This is a genomic window from Pauljensenia sp. 27098_8_83 (assembly GCF_041432695.1).
Lineage (GTDB): Bacteria > Actinomycetota > Actinomycetes > Actinomycetales > Actinomycetaceae > Pauljensenia.
This window is the reverse complement of record NZ_JAPWAD010000007.1, coordinates 79733-86338: the sequence shown is the minus strand read 5'-3', so window position 1 is coordinate 86338 and position 6606 is coordinate 79733. Positions and strand designations below refer to the sequence as shown.

6 protein-coding genes are annotated in these 6606 nt (G+C 65.0%); 4 read left to right on the top strand and 2 right to left on the bottom strand.

The features are described from left to right. Positions 1–314: 314 nt before the first annotated feature. Positions 315–1592 (bottom strand): isochorismate synthase, encoded by a 1278-nt coding sequence (locus O3656_RS04460; RefSeq protein ID WP_500062802.1) that lies wholly within the window; start codon positions 1590–1592, stop codon positions 315–317. 58 nt (positions 1593–1650) lie between these two features. Between O3656_RS04460 and O3656_RS04455 the strand changes: the two genes are divergently transcribed. Both O3656_RS04455 and O3656_RS04450 read left to right on the top strand, forming a co-directional pair. Continuing rightward, the gene (locus tag O3656_RS04455; protein ID WP_500062801.1) at positions 1651–2358 is read left to right on the top strand and encodes a class I SAM-dependent methyltransferase; all 708 of its coding nucleotides are present in this window, start codon (positions 1651–1653) and stop codon (positions 2356–2358) included. Positions 2359–2506: 148 nt separating this feature from the next. Then, complete coding sequence (locus O3656_RS04450) at positions 2507–3706, top strand: S8 family peptidase (protein ID WP_500062800.1); 1200 nt, start codon at positions 2507–2509, stop codon at positions 3704–3706. Between the two features lie 86 nt (positions 3707–3792). On the opposite strand, the gene O3656_RS04445 is transcribed toward O3656_RS04450, so the two are convergent. Next, positions 3793–4527: a hypothetical protein gene (locus tag O3656_RS04445; protein ID WP_500062799.1), complete on the bottom strand. Its 735-nt coding sequence runs from the start codon at positions 4525–4527 to the stop codon at positions 3793–3795. 402 nt (positions 4528–4929) lie between these two features. Between O3656_RS04445 and O3656_RS04440 the strand changes: the two genes are divergently transcribed. Together O3656_RS04440 and ndhC are read left to right on the top strand one after the other, a co-directional pair. Then, positions 4930–6198 (top strand): geranylgeranyl reductase family protein, encoded by a 1269-nt coding sequence (locus O3656_RS04440; RefSeq protein WP_500062806.1) that lies wholly within the window; start codon positions 4930–4932, stop codon positions 6196–6198. A 28-nt stretch (positions 6199–6226) separates the two neighbouring features. Next, the gene (gene ndhC, locus O3656_RS04435) at positions 6227–6586 is read left to right on the top strand and encodes an NADH-quinone oxidoreductase subunit A (protein ID WP_016461018.1); all 360 of its coding nucleotides are present in this window, start codon (positions 6227–6229) and stop codon (positions 6584–6586) included. Positions 6587–6606: the final 20 nt, after the last annotated feature.

Genomic DNA, 6606 nt, shown 5'->3' with positions numbered 1-6606 from the left:
CGTTGGCGCAATCAAGCCGTTGAGGTGCCCGAAGTGGGTTTCGGCGTGCGTGGGGACGGGCTCTTGAAGGTCGGACACAGGGCGCGATGCAGGAGAAGTAGTAGCGATGCTTGCTGAGAGCGCGATTCGGCTTGTTGCTAAGTGGTGTTACACCATTTAGCTGGGTATTACACCAGCTGGGAGCCGGTGCAATGCGCCCTAAATGGTGTAATGCTCCGTCACCGGCGAATCCTTCGTGCGGGCAGACCTCATTCAGCTGTTGCGCAGACGCATGAAAATGCGGGGCGGCGGGCCTTTGCGTGTCGACGGGTCGGTCAGACCCCGAGGGCGTCCAGGAGCGGGCGCATCTTTGCTTCGGTCTCGGCCAGCTCGGCGTCCGGGTCCGAATCCGGCATGATGCCGGCACCCGCGAAGAGACGCAGGCGCGTGCCCGACGTGAGCCCGCAGCGCAGCGCGATCGCGAACTCGCCGTTCCCCGCCGTGTCCACCCAGCCCACGGGCCCCGAGTAGCGGCCGCGCTCGGTGTCCTCCAGCTCTTCGATGAGGCGCATCGCCGCATCGCGCGGGGTGCCGCACACGGCCGCCGTCGGATGCAGCGCAGCCACCAGATCCAGCAGGTGCGCCGACCCCAGGCGCGCGTGCACGTCCGTCGCCAGGTGGACGACGTTGGGCAGTGACAGGAGGAACGGCCCCTGAGTCGTCACCGAGGTGCACAGCCGCGTCAGGATCGAGGACACGGACTCGGAAGCCAGGTCGTGCTCGCGCAGGTCCTTCGCGCTCGACGCGAGCATCTCGCCCTCGCCGGGCTTGCACGTGCCCGCCAGAACGCGCGAGCTTGCCGTGCCGTCCGAGGCCGCGATCAGCATCTCCGGGGACGCGCCGAGGAGCGAATCCACGCAGAAACGCCACGTCGACGGGTACAGATCACTCAGGCGCTCAAGCAGGAAACGCTCGTCGAAGCCGTGCGCGCAGCGCACCGTCATATCGCGCGCCATGACGGCCTTGTCGGCGGCCCCCTCGCGCAGGCGCTGCGCCATCGCACGCACCGAGTCGCGCCACTGTCCGCGCGACATTGACCCGTGCCCGAACGTCAGGGACTCCGGCACGCGCGGGGTGGGCCTCGCCACGGCCAAGGCTTCGTTAACCACCGCCAGCGGATCCGGGGCGTCCCCGATGCCCGCCGTGATCGCCCAGCGGGCCCCGGCCTCGTCGATGAGAGTCAGCGCAGGCACGAAGGCGACCGAGCGAGCGGGGGAGCGGAACGCGAAGGACGCGAACAGGACGGGAGACGGGGCACCGCTGGGGAACGAGGTGGGGGCGCTCTCGCCGGGGCGTGCTGCGTCAGTGAACGGGTCAGTTGCCGAGGTCGGGGTCGCCTCCCACGCGCGGCGCACCTCGGCGATTGCATTGGGGGCCGCGGACTCGAGCGTCAGCGCACGTCCCAGGCCGATCATCTGGCGGCGCTCACCCAGCCAGGCGGCGCCCCCAGAATCGGGAAGTAAGGACGTTAGTGAGCAAGTAGACCCCGGGTGCTGCGGGGGTAGGGCCAGCGCTCGAAAGGTCAGGCGCGAGCATCCGAAGTCGTTGTGCATGGGTCCCATGGTAGGAGCCGGGGCGGCACAGTGCTGGAAGACGTGCGAGTATTGACGCATGACTGAATCCCCGCGCGCGGACCTGAGCAAGGTTCCCGAAGAGATCGCCTCAATGTTTGACTCCGTCGCTTCTCGCTACGACGCGATGGATACGCTGATGACGGGCGGTTTGAACAACGTGTGGATGACCGCCCTGCGCAAGGCGGTCGCCCCGCACCCCGGCGAACGCATCCTCGACCTGGCCGCCGGAACCGGCACGTCGTCGGCCTCCCTGGCCAAGGGTGGCGCCGAAGTCGTCGCCTGCGACCTGTCCGAAGGCATGATCGAGGTGGGCCGTGAGCGCCACCCCGAGATCGAGTTCGTACACGGCAACGCTATGGACCTGGACTTCGAGGACGGCACCTTCGATGCGGTCACCATCTCGTGGGGCCTGCGCAACATCCCGGACCCGCAGCTCGCGCTGCGCGAGATGGCGCGCGTCGTGCGCCCGCGCGGCCGCCTCGTGGTGCTGGAGTTCTCCACCCCGCCTTCGCGCGTCTTCCGCGGCATGTACAACGTCTACCAGTCGACCGTCATGCCGGCGATAGCGCGCCTGGCCTCCACGAACGACGGCGCCTACGACTACCTCGTCGAGTCGATCCGCCAGTGGCCCGCCCAGGAGGAAATCGGCCGTATGATCGCCGCCAACGGCTGGAGCGAGGTCGAGTACCGCAACCTCACCGGCGGCATCGCCTGCATGCACCGCGCCGTCAAGCCGCTGCCGTAACTTCTGTCGATAACGACGAGGCCGGGGAAATAAAGATGACAATCGAGAGTAGGGCGATGAGTAGGCTGCCGGAAGGCTACGTGAATCCCATGTCTCAGACCTACGGCTCGGACAAGGACCTGACCCCAGCGAAGCGTGAGGACGATGGATGGGATCCCCGCCAATGGTGACCACTCAGCACAAGGCCATGCGCGTACCGCTCGCTGTTGCCTCTGCGTCCGCTTTCGCCCTGGGACTCGTTGCTGTTCCCGTTGCTCCGGCACATGCCGCAGACACCATCACCGCAGCCGATCAGCCCTACTTTGCGTACTATCACCTCGACCAAGCAAGGGCCAAGGGCTACACGGGTCAAGGTGTCACGATCGCGATGATTGATGGGCCAGTTGATGTGACTGCTCCGGAGCTGCGTGATGCACACATTACCGATAAGAGCCCATGCACTGTCGACGCAAGCATAGAAAGCAAGAATCACGGTACTGCGGTTGCGTCCGTATTAGTTGCCAATGAATACGGTGTAGCGCCAAAGGTCTCTTTGCTGTCATATGTCAACGTGGATAAGACGAGCGCCGTGGGGAGTGACTGTATCACTCCTGAGGGGCTTGACCTTACCTCCAACGCATCTCTCATTAATCATGCGATTAACGATGGTGCGTCAATCATTACTAATGCAACAGGCTCGAAAGACCACGGTAACGGGATAAAGTGGGCAGTCGCCCGAGCTATTAGCCAAGGGGTTATCATTACTGACGCCATTGGTAACGAAGCTCGAGATGAAACCGCAGATGGACTGTCGTATTGGTCAGGTGTCGTGGGTGTGTCTGCGGTTGATACAAACGGTGCGCGGGCAACATATTCCTCCTGGGGACAGGGGGTCACAACTGCGGCGGTGGGCGGTCCGTTAACTGCTCGTGAGTATCCGAGCGGGGCGTTAGTTCAAAGTAACGGAACATCTATTTCCACGCCCATCGTCGCTGGCTTCCTCGCGATGGCTCGCCAGAAGTGGCCCGATGCGACGTCGAACCAGCTGCTGCAGCTGCTGATACACACGACTGTCAACCCGGACGGCGGGTGGAATCAGTACACCGGCTACGGCCTCGCGAGCCCCGCGACAATGATGAACACTGATCCCAGTCAGTACCCCGACGTCAACCCCCTCGCGGACAAGGGAGGCGGGTCCAGCCCGACCCCCGAAGAGATCGCGCAGTATGTCGACGGCGTCGTCCCACCGGCTGAGATCGTCTTCGACAACTCGTACACATACCGCGGCCTGGACGAATCCGTCCTCGGAGCAACCACGAACCCGTACCCGACGCACCTCGGTACGAGTCCGCGCTACCACGCGAAGTAGCAGCAGCGCCTAACCGGAACAGTGAGAGGCCGGGGCCCCTTGTGTGGGGTCCCGGCCTCGTCAATGGAGTGCGTGCGCTGGCTCGTTTAGTACGGTCCGCTGTCGACGACCGCCCACGTGCCATCGTCCTGCAGTCGCAGGAAGACGACCTCGCGCCCCTTCACGGGCTCCAACGAATCGTCGGAGTAGTTGCGCAGGTAGTAGACGTTTCCGTACCAGCGCGTCGGGTCAGTGTTCGGCTGCTGCCCATGGTTGTTGCTGCCCGTGATGGTGACGGTCGTGTGGGCGCGGTTGGCCAGGAGCGGTAGGAATTCACCCTGACCGTGCTCCAGGTCGGGCGTCTTCGTGTGGCTGCTCGCTCGTTCCGGTACTTCGTACACGCTCGCGCGGATGAATGCATAGGCGTTGGATTTATCGCGCGATGCATCCCACGTATTACGCGTGATGGTGTAGGCGATGGCGACCTGCTCGGGATCGGTGCGGTCCACCTCGCGCGGGTCGGGGAGGAGGTCGGGGAGCCACTGGACCGATGCGGGATAGAGGCACGTACCGAGCGGCGTGGGGGAACCGTCCTCGCACGCAGGCGTGGTCGGTGTTGCTTCGGTCGGTGTCGGGGTGGCTGCGGAGGCTCCAGATTCTTGGGTGGGGGCCAGGTCCGAGGAGGATTGCGCGGGCGATTGTGCGGACTGTGCCTGGCTATCTGCGCTGGGCTGGCGTGACCCGCAGGCGGTACCCGTGATTGTGAGCGTAAGGACGGCTGCCGAAGCGACGGCGATCAAGGTGCGTCGTTTGCGGGTATGAGTCTGTTCTTCTGAGCCCATGCATGCTCCCCTTCAATGGTCGTGTGCCGAGGTGTGTCGCGCGTGTCTTGCGCCGGATGAGTGGGTACTCGGCGTCAACGCTGGTCGTCTCGACGCGGGTCATCGTATCGAATTGTGTGAGGGTGTCGCGCGGGCTCGTCTCGGTGTGCGTGACGCCCGGCGCGACGAGGCCGGGGCCACCATTTACGACAGAGTTCCCTTGCGCAAATGTAGCGTATGAGCGTGGCCTGCCCAGGCCTCGTTCCTTGACATTTCGGGGAAAAGTGCGCTCGGTCGCCGAGGTGAGGGTGACCTAGCTAGGCTTTCTTGCGGAATGAAGTGATGTGCACGCTTCATCCACTTTGCACACTCGCGCGGACGCACCCGCGCACCACATGACGGAGGAATGCCGTGGCATCCACCATGCCTAGCGACATGAGCGCTGACGTTGTCGTCGTCGGCGCAGGCCCGGGCGGGTCCTCCACCGCCTACCACCTGGCCAGAGCCGGCCTCGACGTCATCCTCCTGGAGAAAAACCCCTTCCCGCGCGACAAAATCTGCGGCGACGGGCTCACCCCGGCCGCCGTCCACGAACTCATCGCAATGGGCGTGGACACCACCGGCTGGATGCGAAACCGCGGCCTGACCGTCATTGGCGGCGGCCACACCGTCCACATGGACTGGCCCGACCAGAAGTCCCTGCCCGGCTACGGCATGACCCGAGCCCGCGTCGACCTCGACCACGCGCTCGCCCAGCGCGCCGTCGAAGCGGGCGCACGCCTCTACGAGGGCGTCACCGTCGTCGGCGCCATCCAGGACGGCTCCGGCCGCGTCGTCGGCGTGCAGGCCAAGAGCGGGCGCGGCAAAGACGCCACCACCACCACGGTGCGCGCCTCCATCACCGTCGACGCCGGGGGAGTGGCGGCCCGACTGGCTACCAGCCTCGGCCTTGAAAAGAAGATGAACCGCCCCATGGGCGTGGCCGCACGCGCCTACTTCCATAGCCCCCGCGGCAACGAGGAATGGATGGAATCCCACCTCGAACTGTGGAGCGGCACCCCGGGCGCCTCCGACCTGCTGCCCGGCTACGGCTGGATCTTCCCCATGGGCGACGGCATCGTCAACGTCGGCCTCGGCTCCGTCGCCTCGCGCGCCGGCGCCACCAACCTGCCCTACCGCGAGGTCTTCAAGACCTGGACCGCGAACCTGCCCGAGGAATGGGGCTTCACCCCCGAGAACCAGATCGGTGCGCTTCGCTCCGCCGCCCTGCCCATGAGCTTCAACCGCAAGCCTCACTACGTTCAGGGCCTCGTCCTCGTCGGCGACGCCGGCGGCATGGTCTCTCCCTACAACGGCGAAGGCATCGCCCCGGCTATGAAGGCCGGACGCTACGCGGCCTCGTGCATCGCGCAGGCCCGCTCCCGCTCCCACCGCGCCGGCATCGACCGCGCCATGAGCGAATACCCCCACATGCTCCGCGACGAATACGGCGGCTACTACCAGCTGGGCCGCATCTTTGTCGCGCTCATCGAAAACCCGACGATCATGCGCACCTGCACGAACGTCGGGCTGCCCATCCCGCGCCTCATGACGCTCGTCCACAAACTCCTGTCGGACGGGTACGAGAGGACCGGGGGCGACTTCGACGACCAACTCATCACAATGCTGACCAAGGTGGTGCGCCCCGCATGACCACCACTACCGATAACCGGGAGGAACGATGACGAATCCCTACGTGCCGCTGCTCATCATGTCGGCAGCTGCCCTCGTACTAGCCTTCGGAGGCCTGGGCGCCTCCGCGATCCTGGGCCCCACCAAGAAGTCCACAACCAAGGCCGACAACTACGAGTGCGGTATCCAGCCGACCAGCGCTCACCTCACCGAGGGTCGATTCCCGGTGCGCTACTACCTGGTCGCCATGACGTTCATCATCTTCGACATCGAAGTTGTGTTCATGTACCCGTGGGCCGTCAGCTTCAACCAGCTGGGCCTGTTCGGACTGGTCGTCATGATGAGCTTCCTGGTCACCCTCTGCGTCCCCTACGCCTACGAATGGCGACGCGGCGGCCTGGATTACTGAGATATAAGTAAGGAACAGAC

Excerpts from the sequence above, each read along its gene's own strand:
- O3656_RS04460 (WP_500062802.1), bottom strand. The coding sequence starts at position 1,592 with ATGCACAACGACTTCGGATGCTCGCGCCTGACCTTTCGAGCGCTGGCC.
- O3656_RS04455 (WP_500062801.1), top strand. The coding sequence starts at position 1,651 with ATGACTGAATCCCCGCGCGCGGACCTGAGCAAGGTTCCCGAAGAGATC.
- O3656_RS04450 (WP_500062800.1), top strand. The coding sequence starts at position 2,507 with ATGGGATCCCCGCCAATGGTGACCACTCAGCACAAGGCCATGCGCGTA.
- O3656_RS04445 (WP_500062799.1), bottom strand. The coding sequence starts at position 4,527 with ATGGGCTCAGAAGAACAGACTCATACCCGCAAACGACGCACCTTGATC.
- O3656_RS04440 (WP_500062806.1), top strand. The coding sequence starts at position 4,930 with ATGCCTAGCGACATGAGCGCTGACGTTGTCGTCGTCGGCGCAGGCCCG.
- ndhC (WP_016461018.1), top strand. The coding sequence starts at position 6,227 with ATGACGAATCCCTACGTGCCGCTGCTCATCATGTCGGCAGCTGCCCTC.